The organism is Labedella phragmitis (assembly GCF_004078635.1).
In the GTDB taxonomy this organism is placed as follows: domain Bacteria; phylum Actinomycetota; class Actinomycetes; order Actinomycetales; family Microbacteriaceae; genus Labedella; species Labedella phragmitis.
Genome location: NZ_RZNB01000003.1, coordinates 16863 through 34346, shown reverse-complemented (window position 1 = coordinate 34346; position 17484 = coordinate 16863). Strand labels below are relative to the sequence as shown.

Annotated in this window: 12 protein-coding genes; 11 read left to right on the top strand and 1 reads right to left on the bottom strand. The window is 67.8% G+C overall.

The annotated features are described in order from the left end of the window. Positions 1–35 precede the first annotated feature (35 nt). From ELQ90_RS08270 to ELQ90_RS08245, 6 genes are all read left to right on the top strand, one after another. The gene (locus ELQ90_RS08270) at positions 36–1583 is read left to right on the top strand and encodes an FAD-dependent monooxygenase (protein ID WP_128494821.1); all 1548 of its coding nucleotides are present in this window, start codon (positions 36–38) and stop codon (positions 1581–1583) included. Continuing rightward, positions 1570–3624: an acetate--CoA ligase family protein gene (locus tag ELQ90_RS08265; RefSeq protein ID WP_128494820.1), complete on the top strand. Its 2055-nt coding sequence runs from the start codon at positions 1570–1572 to the stop codon at positions 3622–3624. The genes ELQ90_RS08270 and ELQ90_RS08265 overlap by 14 nt, the downstream gene beginning before the upstream one ends. After that, positions 3621–5276, top strand: coding sequence for a (2,3-dihydroxybenzoyl)adenylate synthase (locus tag ELQ90_RS08260; protein ID WP_128494819.1), 1656 nt, complete (start codon positions 3621–3623; stop codon positions 5274–5276). Before ELQ90_RS08265 ends, ELQ90_RS08260 begins: the two co-directional genes overlap by 4 nt. A 60-nt stretch (positions 5277–5336) precedes the next feature. Beyond that, a complete protein-coding gene (locus tag ELQ90_RS08255; RefSeq protein WP_243696077.1) occupies positions 5337–6179 on the top strand; it encodes a PaaX family transcriptional regulator in 843 nt (280 codons plus the stop codon). A gap of 87 nt (positions 6180–6266) precedes the next feature. Then, positions 6267–7718, top strand: coding sequence for an aldehyde dehydrogenase (locus ELQ90_RS08250; RefSeq protein WP_128494818.1), 1452 nt, complete (start codon positions 6267–6269; stop codon positions 7716–7718). Positions 7719–7736: 18 nt separating this feature from the next. Beyond that, on the top strand, positions 7737–8843 hold the full coding sequence (locus tag ELQ90_RS08245; protein ID WP_128494817.1) for an NAD(P)-dependent alcohol dehydrogenase: 1107 nt from the start codon (positions 7737–7739) through the stop codon (positions 8841–8843). A gap of 46 nt (positions 8844–8889) precedes the next feature. On the opposite strand, the gene ELQ90_RS08240 is transcribed toward ELQ90_RS08245, so the two are convergent. Beyond that, positions 8890–9528 carry a TetR/AcrR family transcriptional regulator gene (locus ELQ90_RS08240; RefSeq protein ID WP_243696076.1) on the bottom strand — a complete coding sequence of 213 codons (639 nt, stop codon included), beginning with the start codon at positions 9526–9528 and terminating at the stop codon, positions 8890–8892. A gap of 191 nt (positions 9529–9719) precedes the next feature. Here ELQ90_RS08240 and ELQ90_RS08235 point away from each other — a divergent pair, with 191 nt between their 5' ends. From ELQ90_RS08235 to ELQ90_RS08215, 5 genes are all read left to right on the top strand, one after another. Continuing rightward, positions 9720–11240, top strand: coding sequence for an ABC transporter substrate-binding protein (locus ELQ90_RS08235; protein WP_243696075.1), 1521 nt, complete (start codon positions 9720–9722; stop codon positions 11238–11240). A 75-nt stretch (positions 11241–11315) separates the two neighbouring features. Beyond that, positions 11316–12257: an ABC transporter permease gene (locus ELQ90_RS08230; RefSeq protein ID WP_128494816.1), complete on the top strand. Its 942-nt coding sequence runs from the start codon at positions 11316–11318 to the stop codon at positions 12255–12257. Further along, on the top strand, positions 12254–14056 hold the full coding sequence (locus ELQ90_RS08225; protein ID WP_128494815.1) for a dipeptide/oligopeptide/nickel ABC transporter permease/ATP-binding protein: 1803 nt from the start codon (positions 12254–12256) through the stop codon (positions 14054–14056). The genes ELQ90_RS08230 and ELQ90_RS08225 overlap by 4 nt, the downstream gene beginning before the upstream one ends. Further along, entirely contained in the window at positions 14053–14916 is an 864-nt protein-coding gene (locus ELQ90_RS08220; RefSeq protein ID WP_128494814.1) for an ATP-binding cassette domain-containing protein, read from the top strand. The genes ELQ90_RS08225 and ELQ90_RS08220 overlap by 4 nt, the downstream gene beginning before the upstream one ends. Further along, complete coding sequence (locus ELQ90_RS08215; protein ID WP_128494813.1) at positions 14913–17357, top strand: beta-glucosidase family protein; 2445 nt, start codon at positions 14913–14915, stop codon at positions 17355–17357. The genes ELQ90_RS08220 and ELQ90_RS08215 overlap by 4 nt, the downstream gene beginning before the upstream one ends. Positions 17358–17484 lie beyond the last annotated feature (127 nt).

Below are 17484 nucleotides of genomic sequence, written 5' to 3'. Positions count from 1 at the left end.
TGCATAATGACGAGCAACGACGGAACGGAAAATCAATGGCGATTCGTGTTGCTTGTGTCGGCGGGGGCCCCGGGGGCCTCTTCTTCAGCACCCTCTTGAAACGAGCTCGACCCGACATCGAGGTCGTGCTCATCGAACGGAACCGACCGACCGATGCTTTCGGCTTCGGGGTGGTGTTCTCGGACCGGACCCTTCAGCGCATCGACGATGCGGATCCCGTTCTCCATGATGCCCTCGCGCGCTACGGCGTCCACTGGGACGCCATCGCCGTCGCGCTCAAGGGGGAGACTCACACGTTCGCGGGAAACGGAATGGCAGCGGTGCATCGAAGGGTGCTGCTCCGCGAGCTGCAGGGCTCTGCCGCCGATGCGGGGGTTGATCTCAGATTCGGCACGGAGGTGAGGTCCCTCGACGAGCTGTCCGACTTCGACGTCGTCGTCGGGGCCGACGGGGCGAACTCCCGTATCCGCGACATGTTCGAACCCGAGCTCGGGTCGACCGTCGAGACGGCGGTCGCCAAGTTCATCTGGTTCGGGACGACGCACCTCTTCGACGGACTCACCTTCCTGCACCGGAAGAACGAGCACGGCAACTTCGCCGCCCACGCGTACCCCATCAGCGACGAGCTGAGCACCTTCATCGTCGAGACGGACGAGAGGACGTGGCGGGCCGCCGGCCTCGACGCATTCGACATGAGCACACCGCCCGGAGCATCGGACGACGTCACCCGTCGGTACCTCGAGCGGCTCTTCGCCGACGACATCCACGGAGCGGAACTCGTCGGGAACAACTCGCGCTGGGGCAACTTCCGCACACGTCGCACCGAGAAGTGGCACTCCGGGAACGTCGTCCTGCTGGGCGACGCGGTGCACACCGCTCACTTCTCCGTGGGGTCGGGAACCAAGATGGCGATGGAGGACGCCATCGTGCTCGCGAGGGAACTCGCCGCGCCCGAGGTCGACGTCCGCGCAGCGTTCGAGCGCTTCGAGGAGGAGCGCCGTCCCGAGGTCGAACGCATCCAGAACGCAGCCGGACCGAGCCTGAGCTGGTGGGAGAACTTCGGGCGATACTACGACGCGCTCGACCCCCTCGAGTTCGCCTTCCACTTCTTCTCCCGCAGCATCGACATCGAACGAGTCCGCCGCCGAGACCCGCATCTGGCCGAAGCCGTCGACGACGCGTGGCGCAGGGAGCACGGAGCCCCACCGCTCGAGAGCCCCCTCGACCTCGGCGCGGTGCGAGTGACGGATCGACGACTCCGTCTCGTCGACGACGCTCCCGCCCGGTTGAGCGACGCCGCGGACACGACCCTGGAGGAGGGCGTGCAGCTCGAGGCGCTAGAAGCCCCTGTGGATGAGCGCGCGGCTGCCGAGGTCTCGCCGTCGACCGCGGCCCCGGTCGTGCTCGTGCACGGGGGAACGGCGACGACGAGGACTCTCGTCGCCGAGCGGGCGCGGCTAGAAGCGGGCCGCGTCGTGGTCATCCTCGACGACGACCTCGACGATGCGGCGGCGGCGACGCTAATCCTGTCCGGACGAGCGGACGCCGTCGCGAAGCGGGAGCGTTCTCATGCCACCGCGTGATCTCGTGCCGCTCCTCGCGCCGAGGGGCGTGGTCGTCGTCGGTGCGTCCGGAAATCCGGAGAAGCTCGGCTACGCCATGGCGTCGTCGCTCAAGACCTTCCCGGGGGACGTGCGTCTGGTCAACAGCCGACCGACCGCGGGCATGCACTCATCGATTGCTGAAGCCGCCGCGGCGGGAGGGGTCCCCGACCTCGCCATCATGTGCGTTCCGGCGACGCACACCGCCTCGGCGGTGAGAGAGAGTGCCGAGGCGGGCATCGGTGCCGCCCTCGTCTGTGCGGGGGGATTCGCCGAGGCGGGCGGCGTCGGCGTCGACTACGCGCGGGATCTCGACACGGTGGTCGCTGAGACGGGTATTCGTCTGCTCGGACCCAACACGTCCGGATTCTTCGTCCCGGACGCAGCGCTCTTCGCGAGCTTCGTCCCGGGGGTCCGTCGTCTGGGGGCCGGATCGGTGGCCGTCGTGGCGGCCAGCGGGGGAATCAATCACGTGCTCTCGTTCCGCCTCGAGAGCGACGGAGCCGGCGTCAGCCTCGGTGTGGGCATCGGCGCCGGCCAGGACGTCTCCGCTCCTGATGTCCTCCAGTACCTGATCGATCACGAACCGACACGTGCGGTGATCCTGCACGTCGAGACGGTTCCGGATGGCCGCGCGCTGATGACCGCCGTCGCCGAACTCGCCGTGGTGAAGCCCGTCGTGGCTCTCGTCGTCGGGCGCAACGACGTCTCGGAGTTCGCGCGATCGCACACCGGCGCGCTCGCCACGTCGTGGCGGACGACCCGTGCCGCCCTCCGACAAGCGGGAGCCGTGCTGGTCGGCGACGAGGCGCAGGCGGTCGCCGCGGCGACGGCCCTCTCCGCGCGTCGGGCACGGGCGTCGGCTCGACCGGGGGTGGCTCTCATCACGGCCCAGGCCGGCCCCGGTCTGCTCATCGCCGACGCCCTGGGCGACGCGAACCATCTTCCGGCGCTCGGTCGCGACACGCAGGGGGCGCTCGCCGACCTCCTGCCGCCTCTCACCTTCCAGGCCAACCCGGTCGATACGGGACGGCCCAGTGAGACGTTTCCCGCGGTGGTCCGGACCGTCGCCGCCGATCCGGTGACCGACGTCCTCGGGGTGTACGCGATCACCGAGCCGGTGGTCGACATCGTGACCGACGTCCTGGCCGCCGACATCTCCGACGGAATCCCCGTGGTGATCGGCGTCGACGGTCCTGCTTCCGAGGTGTCGGACATCCGTCGATCGGGCCGGGAGTCGGGAGTGCCCGTTCTGTCCGGACCCAACCAGCTCGCGCACGGGCTGGCCGCTCTCACCGACGACGCGAGAGCCAGGGCCGTTCGCCCCGAGGCCGCCATCTCGTCGCCCGTCGTCCCTCCCTGGGTCGCTTCGGTCGCCGACGAGGGCTGGGACGAAGCGCGAGGCAAGGACCTCCTCGACGCACTCGGGGTCCCCACACCGCCGCGGTATCGCTGCGCCGACCGGGACGAGGCGAGACGGGCGTGGAGAGAGCTCGATGCTCCGCTCGCCGTCAAGCTCCTCGACGCCTCCGTGCTCCACAAGACCGAGGTCGGGGGAGTCGTCCTCGGCGTGCGTACCACCGATGATCTCGAGCGTGCGCTCGACGTCCTCGAGGCCGCAGGGGCCTCCGAGTTCCTCGTCGAGTCGATGGCGGGTCCGGGCGTCGACCTGGTGGTCGGTGCCCGCAACGACGACGTCTTCGGCCCGATCGTTGCCGTCGGTGTCGGCGGAATCGCGACGGAGGTCCTCGGCGATGTCGCCATCCGCACGGCTCCACTGGCTCACACCGTCGCCGTCGCCATGACCGAGGACCTCGTCGCACGCGAGCTCCTTCTCGGGCACCGAGGTGGAGCCGCGGTGGATCTCGATGTGCTGGCCGACATCGTCGTGCGATTGGGCGCACTCGTTGCAGACGGCGTCGTGGACGAGATCGAGATCAACCCCCTCCGCAGCACTCCGAGCGGTATCGTCGCCCTCGACGCCATCGTGCTGCCCGCTCACAAGGAAGTGAGGACCTCATGACGGAACCGACGAGGAACGGTGTCGTTCCCTGGCCACTCGAGGACGCCGCCCGATACCGGGATCGCGGCTGGTGGCGGGACCGTTCGATCGGGGAGTACGTGCTCGAAGCGGCTGATCGGGACCCGGACAAGATCGCGCTCGTCAGCGAACCCGTGCGACTGACCTACCGAGAACTCGTGGAGCGGGCCGACGCCGCCGCCGAGCGGATCCTCGCTCTGGGACTGGAGCCGGACGACCGCGTCCTCGTGCAGCTGCCGAACGACTGGCAGTTCGTCGTCTTCACACTCGCGTGCTTCCGATCAGGGGTCATCCCGGTGATGGCGCTTCCGGCACATCGCCACCATGAACTGACGTACCTGGCGGAACTGGCGGAGGTCGTGGCGATCGCGGTGCCCGACCGCATCAAAGACTTCGACCATCAGGCGCTCGCTGAGAAGGTGGTGGCAGCGGTCCCCACCGTGCGCTGGATACTGACGACGGGCGAGACGCGCGCACCTGCGATCTCCCTCGACGACCTCCTCGCGGCTCCTGACGAGCCCGGCGCGCGGGTGCGGATGGATGATCTCGCACCGCACCCGGACTCGCCGGCATGCTTCTTGTTGTCCGGAGGAACGACCGGGCTGCCCAAGCTCATCACACGCACCCACAACGACTACGCCTACAACGTCGTCGCCACCGCCGTCGTCAGCGGGTTGACATCGGACACCGTCTACCTCGGGACGCTTCCCGCGAGCCACAACTTCCCGCTCGCATGCCCCGGAGTGCTCGGCACCCTCTTCGTCGGTGGAACCGCGGTCATGCTCCCGAGTCCGGAACCGGTCCGCGGCTTTGCGACCATCGCGAAGGAGAAGGTGACGATCGCATCGGCGGTCCCGGCCGTCGCTCAGCGCTGGATAGACCACCAGCGTGAGGTGGGCGCGGAGTCGCTCGCGTCTCTGCAGGTCCTTCAGGTCGGGGGCTCGCGGATGCCCGATGAACTCGCGGCACGCGTGCGGCCCGAGCTCGGCGCGACGCTGCAGCAGGTGTTCGGGATGGCCGAGGGGCTCATCAACATGACGCGCCTCGACGACCCCGACGACGTGATCGTGTCGACGCAGGGCCGCCCCGTTTCTGACGGGGACGAGATCCGCGTGGTCGATGCCGACGGAAAGGACGTTCCCGACGGGACCCCTGGCCTCATCCTCACGCGCGGTCCGTACACGCCTCGTGGCTACTATCGCGCGCCGGAGCACAACGAGCGCGCGTTCGTCGACGGGTGGTACGGCTCCGGGGACGTCGTCGTGCGCCGTTCGGACGGCAACCTCGTCGTGCACGGGCGGGAGAAGGACCTCGTCAACCGGGGTGGTGAGAAGATCTCCGCCGAGGAGGTCGAGAACATCGTGTACCGGCTGGAGTCCGTCGAGCTCGCGGCGGCGGTCGGTATGCCGGATCCCGTGCTCGGCGAACGCCTCTGCCTCTACGTCGAGCTCCGCCCGGGCGCCGATCTCGACCTGGAGACGGTTCGAGCGTTCATGACGGAGGAGGGTGTTGCGGCGTTCAAGCTCCCGGAGCGCCTGGAGGTGCTCGATGCCCTTCCGCTCACGAAGGTCGGGAAGATCGACAAGAAGCTCCTCCGCGAGGACGTCGCCGGCAAGCTCGCCCCGGCAGTCTGAGGCGGCGGAGATGAGAACATACTGAGCGGGGTGTCGCGCGCGAGGAAGGACCGGTCGATCATGGCAACGACGACGATGAAGCCGCGAGCGCTCATCCTGGACATGTTCGGGGATTACCTGCGCTACGTCGACAGCGAGGTCAGGGCGAGCGATCTCGTCACCCTTCTGGCTGCTCTCGGCGTCGAGCCGGCGACGACCCGTGTGACGTTGTCCCGGCTCCGGCAGGAGGGGTGGTTCACGACGCGACGCGTGGGCCGCGAGACGATCTATCGGCTGAGCGACGAGTTGTTGGTCGTTCTCGATGAGGGTCGATCCCGCATCTTCGAACCGTACGCCGACGAGTGGGACGGCGCCTGGACACAGGTGATCTTCCAGCTCGACGAGAGCGACCGCTCCGTGCGGGAGCAGCTCAAGAAGAGGCTCTCGTGGCTCGGATTCGGCTCGCTCACGATGTCTACATGGTTGACCCCGGGTGATCAGCGCGTTCGCGCGCACCGGCTGCGTGGGGAATTCCCCTCGGCGACGGTCGATGTTCTCCTGGCGCGGAGCGACAGCGTCGACGGCGACCGCAGCCTCGCCGACCGGTGTTGGGATCTCGTGGCGCTGAATGCGGACTACGAACGCTTCATCGTCGAACACGCCGTCCTCGGGGACTCGGTCGCGGAGCTCGACGGGGCGGCCGCGCTCGCCGCCCGCACCGAGCTGGTCTCGACGTATCGCCACTTCCCGTTCCGCGATCCATCGCTCCCGCTGGCCCTCCGGCCAGCCGGATGGCGAGGCGCACACGCACACGGACTATTCCTGGCGACCCACGGCGCACTCGCTCCCGCGGCGACCGAGTACGTGGAGTCGGTGATCGGAGCGCCGATTGGCAACGGTGCTCTCGTCCCCGAAAACGTATAACACCATTCTGCGCATCGGCGTGCTACCGTTACACCGTCACGCCCGAGGCGTGACGGGTTACGAGTCAACGGCGACCGAGGAGATCCGATGCAAACCAAGCTCATCATCGACAACGAGGGCCGTAGCGCCCGCGAAGGCAAGACGTTCGAGCGACGCAATCCCGTGACCGGCGAGGTCGTCACCGAAGGCGCGGCGGCGAGCGTCGAGGACGCACTCGACGCCGTCGAGTCGGCGGCCACGGCGTTCCGTTCGTGGTCGACCACCGGCCCGACCCAGCGGCGGGCGGTCATGCTCAAGGCGGCCGACCTCATCGAGGAGCGCGCCGGCGACTTCATTCAGACGATGATGTCCGAGGTCGGCGCGGCTCAGCTCTGGGCCGGCTTCAACGTCTTCCTGACCGCTCAGTTGTTCCGTGAAGCAGCGGGACTCGCGACGCAGATCCAGGGCGAGACGATCCCCACGGACAAGCCCGGAACACTCTCGATGACGGTTCGGCAGGCCGCCGGCGTCGTGTTCAGCATGGCACCGTGGAACGGTCCCGGCGTCCTCGCGGCGCGGGCCATCGCCTATCCCATCGTCTGCGGCAACTCCGTCGTGTTCCGGGCGTCGGAGACGAGCCCGCGCACCCACGCCATCATCGCCGAAGTGCTTCACGACGCGGGTCTCCCGGCCGGTGTGCTCAACTTCATCACGAGCAGCGCCGAGGACTCGGACCGAGTGGTCGAGGCGATCATCGCTCACCCCGCCGTCCGCCGCGTCAACTTCACGGGTTCCACCGCTGTCGGCCGCATCATCGCCGAGAAGGCCGCCCGTCACCTCAAGCCCGTCCTGCTCGAACTCGGAGGGAAGGCGCCTCTCGTGGTGCTCGACGACGCCGACATCGACGGAGCGGTCAACGCCGCCGTGTTCGGGTCCTTCATGTACCAGGGGCAGATCTGCATGTCGACGGAGCGGTTCGTCGTCGACGAGTCGATCGCCGACGAGTTCGTCGCGAAGTTCGCCGAACGTGCCGGGCAGCTCGTCTCGGGCGACCCCATGACCGATCCCTCGTGCATCATCGGTCCGATGGTCCGCGCGGAGTCGGGCGATCGCATCAACGGCCTCATCGACGACGCAGTCGAGAAGGGTGCGACGGTCGTCGTCGGCGGACATGCCGATGGAGCGTCGATGGCTGCGACGATCGTCGACAACGTACGTCCGGACATGGCGATCTACGACCAGGAGACCTTCGGACCCATTACTACCGTCGTCCGCGTCTCGGGCGTCGACGAGGCCGTGCAGGTGGCCAACGACACCGAGTACGGGCTCGCGGCGGCGGTCTTCGGGAAGGACAGTCACCGCGCGCTGCAGGTAGCCATGCGGATCGACGCCGGGCATGTGCACGTCAACGGTGCGACCGTCCAGAACGAAGCACAGGCGCCGTACGGCGGAATGAAGGCGAGTGGGTTCGGCCGCTTCGACGGTCGCGCGGTGATCAACGAGTTCACGGAACTCAAATGGATCACGGTCGAGCAGTCCGACCAGGCCTACCCCTTCTAAGCGGAACGGAAGACAGAGATGAGTATCACGGTCACAGCGGCGGTGGTTCGCGAGCCGCACGCCGACCTCGTCATCGAGGAACTCCAGTTGGACGACCTCCGGCACAACGAGGTCCGCGTGCGGATGGTCGCCTCGGGTGTCTGTCACACGGACGCGATCGTCCGCGATCAGGTCTATCCGACCCCGTTGCCGGCCGTCCTCGGTCACGAAGGCGCGGGCATCGTCGAAGCGGTGGGCGACTCCGTCCGAACGGTCGAGCCGGGAGATCATGTCCTGCTGGCGGCCGCCTATTGCGGGCACTGCGCTCGTTGCCGCGCCGGCCAGATGGCCTATTGCGAGAACCTCTTCGCGGCCGACTTCGGCGGACGGCGTCCTGATGGTTCGACGGCGCTGTCGAAGGACGGAGAGGTCATTTCCTCGCACTTCTTCGGACAGTCGTCGTTCTCGACGCACGCCAACGTCGTCGAGGAGAGCGTCATCAAGGTCGACGACGACGTGCCGCTCGAGATCATGGCTCCCCTGGGCTGCGGAATCCAGACCGGTGCCGGGTCGATCCTGAATCAGCTCAAGCCCGGCCTCAACAGCTCGCTCGTCGTGATCGGAACCGGTGCCGTCGGCTCCGGGGCCATCATGGCCGGCCGGGTCGCCGGCTGCTCACGCGTCATCGCCGTCGACATCCATCCCTCTCGGCTGGACCTCGCCCGCGAGCTCGGTGCGACCGACACGATCAATACGCGCGAGTCGGACCTCACCGAGGAGATCATGCGTCTCACGGGGGGTGTTGGTGCCGACTACGTGCTCGACACGACCGCACGCCCGGAGTTGCTCCGTCAGGCAGCCGACGCCCTCGCCCTCCGGGGCACGCTCGCCCTGGTCGGGGCCGCGAAGCCGGGAACCGAGGTGTCCTTCGAGATCGGACTGTCGCTCGTGAAAGGGTGGACGTTCACCACGATCGTTCAGGGCAGCTCGGTACCGCAGGTATTCATCCCGAAGCTCGTCGAATTGTGGAAGGAGGGGCGCTTCCCCATCGACAAGCTCGTGCGCAGCTATGCGCTCGAGGACATCAACCAGGGCTTCGCGGACTCGGCCTCCGGAGAGGTCGTGAAGCCGGTCGTGGCCTTCTAGGAGCGAGAGCGGATCGCGGTGGTCGCGCTCGGCGTGACCACCGCGATCACAGATCGGCGCTCGTCAGGGTGCCGAGGAATGTGTGGAGATCCTCCGCCATATCCATGAGGCCGCGGTCGAGGAGCCATTGGATCTGCAGGCCGTCCATGATGGCGATCGTCGCTCGAGAGGCCCCGTCGGGAGTCACGCCGCTCCGGAGGAGGCCTCGACCCTCGAGATCGGAGAATGCGGCGAAGACCGTCGCGCGCACCGTCTCGTATCGCCGGATGAAGTAGGCGTGCGCGGGGTGCGTTGCGGACGTCGCCTCCGCGGACAGCGTGCAGAACAACTCGACGACCGCCGGTTCTGAGGCGTTGAAGCGTGCGAGAGCGATGAGCCCTCTGAGCGTCTTCACACCGTCCTCGGAGGTGCTCGGGACGATGGCCCGCGCGAGCTCGTCCCTCCGGTCGAGCACCGCAGCCAGCAGTCGCGCCTTGCTCTCGAAATGGTGCAGTAGACCAGCCTCGCTGATGCCTACCCGCTGGGCGATCTCGCGCAGCGAGCCCGAGCGGAAGCCGTTCTGCGCGAAGACGCCGAGAGCCGCGTCGAGGATGGCCTCCTGTGTGTCGACCGACTTCGCGTAACTCCCGCGCGGTCGTCGCTTCTGCGCGCTGCCGGCGCTTCTCGAGCGGATGTCATCGGTCACGCGATCTCTCCCTGCCGGACCATCCGTTCACCCTACCGGCTGGCGTGGAAGAGGCCGGACGCGGCGGCGGCGAACGCCCGGAGCGTCGTGTCCAAATCGTGATTTCTTAATACCTAGTGGTCGCTAGGTTTTGGTGCTAACGTCCTCGCACAGAGGCGGTCACCGACGATCGCCCATGACGAACAGGACCGATGATGATCCGTTGGAAGGCCACAGCCGCCGTCGCCGCGGTCGCCGTTCTCGCCCTCGCCGGGTGCGCGACGACCGAAGAGCCGGGCGGTGAAACCCAGTCCGCCGTTTTCGGACAGATCCTCGCCCAGGGCACGTTCGATGTGACGCAAGCCGAGTGGGGCAACCGCGCGCTCTATTACCAGGCCGTTTACGACACTCTCCTCGAGGGGAAGTCCGACGGCTCCGTCGGCCCCTACCTCGCGTCCGACTTCGTCTACAACGATGACAACACCGAGCTCACCCTCACCATCCGCGATGATGTGACCTTCACCGACGGCACGGCGCTCACCGCGGAGATCGTGAGGGAGAACCTCCAGCGGTTCAAGGACGGCGGGGGCGCGTACGCCGGCGACCTCGCGAACGTGGAGTCGATCGAAGCCACGGACGACTCGACCGTCGTACTCACCCTGAGCGCGCCCGACCCCGCCCTCACGAGCTACTTGAGCCGGGAGGCCGGGCTCATCGCGGCCCCGTCGACCTTCGACGCCGAGGACGCCGATACGAACCCTGTCGGATCCGGCCCCTACGTACTCGATCTCGGCGCGACCGTAACGGGGACCTCCTACGTCTTCACGAAGAATGAGGACTACTGGAATCCAGACGTTCAGCACTACGACACCATCACTATGAACGTCCTCTCCGACCCGACGGCAGCGGTGAACGCGCTCAAGGCGGGCGAGATCAACACGCTCGTGCTGGCCGACAACAACAACCTCGACCAGGTCGAGGGGGCCGGCTGGACGATCCAGGCCAGCGAGCTCAACTTCCAGGGTCTTCTCCTCTTCGACCGTGGGGGCGAGCTGAATCCGGCGATGGGCGACGTGCGCGTCCGCCAGGCGATCAATTACGCGCTCGACCGAGAAGGACTGCTGGAGGCACTCCAGCTCGGGAACGGCACCGTGACCACCCAGGTCTTCAAAGTGACGAGCGAGGCCTATGACCCCGAGCTCGACAGCTACTACGAATACGACCCGGAGAAGGCGAAGGACCTGCTCGCCGAGGCCGGATACCCGGACGGGTTCGAGCTCTCCATGCCGAGCACGGTGGTCCTCGGCGCGGCTCAGTTCCCCCTCATCGAGCAGCAGCTCGCCGACGTCGGCATCGATGTGACCTTCACCGACACCCCCGTCGAGAACTACATCGCCGACATGTCCGCTGCGAAATACCCCGCCGCACCGATGCAGCTCGAGGCCAACGCCGACTGGCAGCTCATCCAGTTCATGATCTCGCCGAGCGCTCCGTTCAACCCGTTCCACTACGAGGACGAGACGACGGCGGCCCTCATCTCCGAGATCCAGACCGGGGACGAGGCGACGCAGGTCGAGAAGGCGAAGGAGCTCAACCGCTACATCGTCGAGCAGGGCTGGTTCGCGCCGTACTACCGGGTGAGCGCCGGCTTCGCGCACGACGCGGAAACCGACGTGACGCTCAATCCGACCAACATGGTGCCGTCGATTTACGACATCAAGCCCGCAGGCTGATCGCCGGCCGGGGACGGATTCGCATCCGTCCCCGGCCTCCTCCTCCGCTTCCATCGACCCCAACAGGGACACGTCATGATCCGCTTCATCCTCCGTCGGCTGCTCGTAGGCCTCGTGCTCGTGATCGCCGTGTCGGCGCTCGCCTACACGCTGCTGTATGCGAACAGCGACAACATCGCGCGCCGCATTCTCGGTCAGAACGCGACGGCAGAGCTCGTGGCGCGGAAGGCCGCTGAACTCGGCCTGGACCGCCCGCTCTGGCAGCAGTACTCAGACTGGTTCGTGCATGCCGTCCAGGGCCAGTTCGGCCGCTCGTGGTTCACGGGCGAGCTCGTCGCGACGGGCGTCACGAGCCGACTCTCCGTCACTCTGTCGATCGTCATCGGTGCGACGATCCTCTCCGCCGTCGTGGGGGTCGTCCTCGGCGTCCTCGCCGCGACGCGAGGCGGATGGGTGGACCGTCTCGTGCAGTTCGTCTCGATCCTCGGGTTCGCGATCCCCGGCTTCCTCGTCGCTCTCGGCCTCGTCCTCGTGTTCTCGTTGCAGCTCGGGCTCTTCAAGGCCACGGGCTACGTGCCGCCGACGTCGTCCATCGCGGGGTGGCTCTCGTCGGTGACGCTCCCGGTTGTCGCCCTCGCGCTCGGCACCATCGTCGTCGTCGCACAGCAGGTGAGAGGTTCCGTCGCTGACGCGCGGGAGCGCGACTACGTCCGCACCCTGCGGAGTCGCGGTCTGAGCTCACGGCGCGTCGTCGCGCGACACGTCCTCCGGAACGCCGCCGGGCCCGCGCTCGCGGTCCTCGCCGTCCAGTTCGTCGGACTCCTCGGCGGGGCCGTCATCGTCGAGCAGATCTTCGCGATCCCGGGACTCGGACAACTCGCCGTCAGCTCGACGGTGAAGGCCGACATTCCCATGGTCATGGGGCTCGTCATGGCGACGGCCGTACTCGTCGTCCTCGTCAATCTCGTGATCGACCTCGCGCAAGCAGCGCTCAACCCCAAAGTCAGGCTCTCGTGACCGAATACGCCGCGGCCCCCGTCGTCGCACCGACCCTCGCCCGCCAGTCCCTCTTCCGACGCCTCCTCCGCAACCCGGTCGCGGTGGCCGCTCTAGCCTTCCTCGCGGTCGTCGCCGTCGTTGCCGTCGTCGGGAGGTGGATCGCACCGGTGGACCCGACGCTCTCCTCGCTGCAGCTCGTCGTCGCCGACCCGAGCGCCGCGCATCCCCTTGGAGGGGATTCGGCGGGGCGCGACGTACTCTCGCGGCTTCTCAGTGCGACCCAGATCAGCATCGCGGGAGCTTTGCTCGCCCTCGTCGTCGCTCTCCTCGTTGGCGTCGTCGGAGGACTCATCGCCGGATACTACGGCGGTCTCTTCGATACCGTGTCGTCCTGGCTCACGGCGATCGTGATGGCGCTGCCGGCGATCGTCGTCCTCCTCGCCGCGCGAGCGGCTCTCGGGCCGTCGATCTGGGTATCGATGGCGATCTTCGGCGTCCTGCTGTCGCCGGCGTTCTTCCGCCTGGTGCACGTCTCCGTCCGGGCGGTCCGCGACGAACTCTACGTGGACGCCGCGCGCGTGGCAGGGTTGAGTGATGCGCGCATCATCGGCCGTCACATCCTCGGGGTCGTCCGAGCGCCCATCATCATCCAGTCGGCCGTCCTGCTCGGAATCGCGATCGCGGTCCAGTCCGGCCTTGAATTCCTCGGGCTCGGTGACCAGGCGGTCCCGACCTGGGGAGGCATGCTGAACGACGGCTTCGCCCAGATCTATCGGGCCCCGGTCCTGATGCTGTGGCCGTCCCTCGCCATCGGGCTCACGAGCATGGCTCTCGTCCTCGTGGCGAACGCCGCGCGTGACGAGCTCGAGCGATCCGCCCCACGAGCTCGCGCTCGGCGACCACCGGCAGCTGGGTCGGACACTCGAGTCGACCGCCCTGCCATGATCCTGCACCCCGACGACAGGAGAACGTCGGCGCTCGATACGGACGTCCTTCTCCGCGTCCGAAATCTCGTGGTCGCGTATGACCGAGAGGGCGAGGGGTCGACCGAGGTCGTGAAGGGCGTGGATCTCGAGGTCCGCAGAGGAGAGGTCCACGGGCTCATCGGCGAGTCCGGATCCGGCAAGACGCAGACGGCCTTCGCGATCCTCGGCCTGCTCTCCTCCGGAGGTCACATCGAAGCCGGCTCCATCGAGTTCGCCGGAGACCGCCTCGACGAGGGAGGGGAGGGCTCGTATGCACGGGTGCGTGGCCGCCGGATCGCCTATGTACCGCAGGAGCCGATGTCGAACCTCGATCCGTCGTTCACGATCGGCAGTCAGCTCGTCGAACCGATGAGAGTCGTCCTCGGTCTCTCGCGAGGGGAGGCGAGGAGTCGTGCCCTCGCACTCCTCGAGCGCGTCGGCATCCCCGATCCGGCTCACGCCTTCGCCGCCTATCCTCACGAGATCTCGGGTGGCATGGCGCAGCGGGTGCTCATCGCCGGCGCCGTCTCCTGCGACCCCGAACTCGTGATCGCCGACGAACCGACGACGGCGCTCGACGTCACGGTTCAGGCTGAGGTCCTCGACCTCCTCCGAGATCTGCAACGGGAGAGGGGGATGGCCGTCCTCATCGTGACGCACAATTTCGGGGTCGTCGCCGACCTGTGCGACCGTGTGTCCGTCATGCAGAGCGGCCGGATCGTCGAGAGCGGACCGGTCGATGCCATCTTCGACCACCCCGAACACGAGTACACCTGCTCTCTGCTCGGAGCCATCCTCGAGGACGGCGACGCCCGGAAGCCGCTCGAATCCCACAAGGAGATCACCCGATGACCGCATTACTCACGATCGAGGACCTCGTCGTCTCGTACCCGAAGAAGGGCTTCCGCGCTGCTCCCTTCCGGGCGCTCAAGGGCGTCTCACTCGACATCCGACCGGGGGAGACGATGGGCCTCGTGGGTGAGTCGGGGTCCGGCAAGACGACACTCGGACGAGCCGTGCTGGGTCTCGCGCCGGTCGAGTCCGGCTCCATCCGCTTCGACGGCCGCGAAATCAGCGGTCTCTCCCGCCGCGAACGGAGAGCGCTGAGCAGTGACATCCAAGTGGTCTTCCAGGATCCGTACAGCTCGCTGAACCCGTCGATGACGATCGGCAGCATCCTCAGCGAGCCACTGAGCGCCCGGGGCGTCTCCGAGTCGGACGCTCGAGGCCGTGTCGCCGAGCTTCTCGACGACGTCGGCCTCCCCAGCGACGCGGCACAACGACGAGCGCGTGATTTCAGCGGCGGTCAGCGCCAGCGGATAGCGATCGCACGGGCCTTGGCCCTCGAGCCGCGACTGGTCGTCTGCGATGAGCCCGTCTCCGCCCTCGATCTCACGACGCAGGCCCGAGTCCTGGATCTCTTCATCGAGATCCAGGAGCGGACGGGCGTCGCGTACCTCTTCATCTCCCACGACCTGTCCGTCGTCCGCCACGTCAGTCACCGGGTCGCCGTCATGTATCACGGCGAGATCGTCGAGGTGGGGAACGGCGATCAGGTCACGGCGCGACCGGTGCACCCGTACACGCAGCGGCTCTTCATGGCCGCGCCCGTCCCGCACCCGCGCCGCCAGGAGGTGCGCCGCGTCGAGCGGCGTCGACTGATCGACGCGCAACGCACGCCGTCGGAGACGACCTCGGCGGCCGCGCTGTGAGCGCGATCGAGGAGCGGATCCGGTCCCTGGTCGCCGAGCTCACGCTCGATGAGAAGGTCGTGCTCGTCTCGGGAGCGAGTTTCTGGTCGACGGCGCCCATCGAGCGGATCGGGTTGCGCGCGATGATCCTGTCGGACGGTCCGTCCGGAGTCCGGGGCCCCGTCTGGGACGAACGACGTCCGTCGGCCAGTCTCCCTTCCGGTTCCGCTCTGGCCGCATCATGGGACCCGGCGCTCGCGTACCGCTACGGTGCCGTCGCAGCGGGGGAGGCCCGCCGGAAGGACGTCGACGTCGTCCTCGGGCCCACCATCAACCTGCACCGCTCCCCACTCGGCGGTCGCCACTTCGAGGCGTTCAGCGAGGATCCGTTGCTCTCGGGCGTGTTGGCCGCCTCGTACGTCCGCGGTCTTCAGGACAACGGCGTCGCCGCCACGCCGAAGCACTACGTGGCCAACGACTCCGAAACCGATCGCTTCACGGTGGATGTGCGGCTGAGCGAGAGCGCTCTGCGGGAGCTCTACCTCCTCCCCTTCGAGCTCGCCGTCGAAGCGGGCCCCTGGGCCCTGATGGCGGCCTACAACTCGATCGGCGGCGTCACGATGACGGAGAACGCCCTTCTCTCGGATCCGCTGTCGACGGAATGGGGGTTCGACGGCGTGGTCGTCAGCGACTGGACGGCGGTGCGCAGCCTCGAGGCTGCGCGCGCCGACACGGATCTGGCGATGCCGGGTCCGTCACCCGCATGGAGCGAGTCACTCACGCGCGCCGTCATCGACGGTACCGTGTCGTCCGACGCCGTCGATCGGAAGGTGCATCGACTGCTTCGCCTCGCCCACCGGGTGGGTGCGCTCGCGGGTTCCGACCCCGTCTTCCCCATCGAGATCGACGTGAGCGCATTCGCTCGCGAGGCGGCGGTCGAGGGGGCCGTCCTCCTCACGAACAACGACGAGCTTCCGTGGGACGGTTCCGCGATCTCGACGATCGCCGTCATCGGTCATCACGCGCGGTCTCCGCGAACACAGGGCGGTGGGAGCGCGACGGTCGTGCCGGCCTACTCGACCACGCCGCTCGAATCCGTCCGCGCGGGACTCCCGCACGCTGCCGTGTCCTACTCGCAGGGCGCGGTCGTCTCGGAGGGGGTCGAGGCGTTCCCGCTCGACCGTCTGTCGAATCCCTACACCGGGGAGGCCGGCCTCCGCGTCACTTTCTTGGACGATGAGGGCGCGGAGATCTTCTCCGAGGACCGGTTCTCGTCCTCCCTCGTCTGGTTCGACGGAGATGTGCCGCTCGGGCGAGCGAAGACCATCGTCGTCGAGACCACCCTCATGCCGGAAGCCGATGGGCAGGCGGCGATCGGTTTCGCCTCCTCCCGTTCCGGGCGGATCTACGTCGACGGCGTACTCGAACTCGAGGCGCATGTCGAGGTGGACGGCGACGATGTCGGGATCGGGCTCCTCTCTCCGCCGTCGGCGACGACCCTCATCATGAACCGGGGAGGCATCGAGCGAGTGATCAGGGGAGAATTCGACGTCTTGCCGGACGACCCGTTGCCCGGCGCGGCGTCTGTGACCCTCGGATCGGCACCGCTCCCTCAGAGCGCTGACGTGTTGATCGCGGAGGCCGTGGCGAACGCCCGTGCCGCCGACGTCGCTCTCGTGGTCGTGGGCACGAACGAGAAGGTGGAGTCGGAGGGCTTCGACCGGACGTCTCTGTCGCTGCCGGGCCACCAGGACGCGCTCGTTCACGCCGTGGCGCGCGCGAACCCGCGCACGGTGGTCGTCGTGAACGCCGGCTCGCCCGTGCTCATGCCCTGGCGTGACGAGGTGTCCGCGGTCCTGCTCGGGTACTTCGGGGGCCAGGAGATGGGAGCCGCGATCGCCGACATCCTCCTCGGGGTCTCTGAACCGGGGGGTCGCCTGCCGACGACGTGGCCCGCGAACGAGGTCGACGTCCCCGTACTCGACGTCGTACCGGTCGACGGGACTCTCGCGTACGACGAGGGGGTCCATATCGGTTACCGAGCCTGGCTCGCCGCCGGTCGTCATCCGGCGTTCCCCTTCGGGTGGGGGCTCGGCTACACCGAGTGGTCCTTCAGGTCGAGCCGACTCGAGGGCTCGATCGCCGATGACGACCTCGCGGTGGTCGTCGACGTCGAGAACGTCGGAAGACGAAGCGGGAAGCTCGTCGTGCAGGTGTACGCGGAGCGGTCCGAAGAGGATCCCGACGGACCCGTCCGGTGGCTCGTCGGATCCGCCATCGCTCGGGAGGCGTCGGGCTTCTACGGCCCGGTCCGTGTTCCCGTGCGCGCGCGCTCTCTGTCCCGATGGGACGCCGGTCTGTCGACGTGGGTGGCGCGGTCCGGGCCGCTGACCCTGCGCATCGGGTCGAGCTCCGTCGATCTTCCGATCACGGTCAAGCTCGAGAGGGTGAGCATTTCGTGAGCGAGAGGGAAGAACCTCCGACTCCGGCCGACGACGGCAAGGACCGGTTCGAGATGCTTCTCAGGATGCTCCCCGTCGAGGACCCGAGACGCGACATCGACACCGCATCGCTCGTCCGTCGCTTTCC

What these genes read in the sequence shown, in the direction of transcription:
- ELQ90_RS08270 (WP_128494821.1), top strand. Translation starts at nt 36, where the DNA reads ATGGCGATTCGTGTTGCTTGTGTCGGCGGGGGCCCCGGGGGCCTCTTC.
- ELQ90_RS08265 (WP_128494820.1), top strand. Translation starts at nt 1,570, where the DNA reads ATGCCACCGCGTGATCTCGTGCCGCTCCTCGCGCCGAGGGGCGTGGTC.
- ELQ90_RS08260 (WP_128494819.1), top strand. Translation starts at nt 3,621, where the DNA reads ATGACGGAACCGACGAGGAACGGTGTCGTTCCCTGGCCACTCGAGGAC.
- ELQ90_RS08255 (WP_243696077.1), top strand. Translation starts at nt 5,337, where the DNA reads ATGGCAACGACGACGATGAAGCCGCGAGCGCTCATCCTGGACATGTTC.
- ELQ90_RS08250 (WP_128494818.1), top strand. Translation starts at nt 6,267, where the DNA reads ATGCAAACCAAGCTCATCATCGACAACGAGGGCCGTAGCGCCCGCGAA.
- ELQ90_RS08245 (WP_128494817.1), top strand. Translation starts at nt 7,737, where the DNA reads ATGAGTATCACGGTCACAGCGGCGGTGGTTCGCGAGCCGCACGCCGAC.
- ELQ90_RS08235 (WP_243696075.1), top strand. Translation starts at nt 9,720, where the DNA reads ATGATGATCCGTTGGAAGGCCACAGCCGCCGTCGCCGCGGTCGCCGTT.
- ELQ90_RS08230 (WP_128494816.1), top strand. Translation starts at nt 11,316, where the DNA reads ATGATCCGCTTCATCCTCCGTCGGCTGCTCGTAGGCCTCGTGCTCGTG.
- ELQ90_RS08220 (WP_128494814.1), top strand. Translation starts at nt 14,053, where the DNA reads ATGACCGCATTACTCACGATCGAGGACCTCGTCGTCTCGTACCCGAAG.